Source organism: Sphingomonas sp. 37zxx, assembly GCF_000786205.1.
Lineage (GTDB): Bacteria > Pseudomonadota > Alphaproteobacteria > Sphingomonadales > Sphingomonadaceae > Sphingomonas.
Map to the genome: position 1 here is coordinate 1 of NZ_JROH01000141.1, position 329 is coordinate 329.

Here is a 329-nt window from a genome sequence, read left to right on the forward strand (position 1 = left end):
ACGGCCACACCGTGACCGAGGCGGTCGACGAGCGGCCCTGGCGGATCGGTATCGATACCGGTGCCTATGCCTCGGGCCGGCTTACCGCGATCGGCCTCGATGGAAATGAGCGATGGTTCCTGTCGACCTTGGACTAAGCGCCACGGCGGGGCGGCCAACGCCGCCGGGCGGGCTGGCGATCATCCTGATCGCCACCAAGCCGCAACGCTGGCGCGCGGCAGCGGCAATCGCGCAAGCCAATGCGGCGCTTGGCGGCGCAACCTCGCTATATCTGCACGACGGCGCGGTCGCCCTGCTGACCGCCCCCGACCCGCTCACCCCCGACCTGC

2 pseudogenes are annotated in these 329 nt (G+C 70.5%); both read left to right on the plus strand.

Annotated features, from left to right (window positions below):
- Positions 1 to 137 (plus strand): annotated as a pseudogene (locus QU44_RS18605) (serine/threonine protein phosphatase); the annotation flags it as partial.
- Positions 113 to 329: pseudogene (locus QU44_RS17130) on the plus strand (hypothetical protein); the annotation flags it as partial. The pseudogenes QU44_RS18605 and QU44_RS17130, both read left to right, overlap by 25 nt.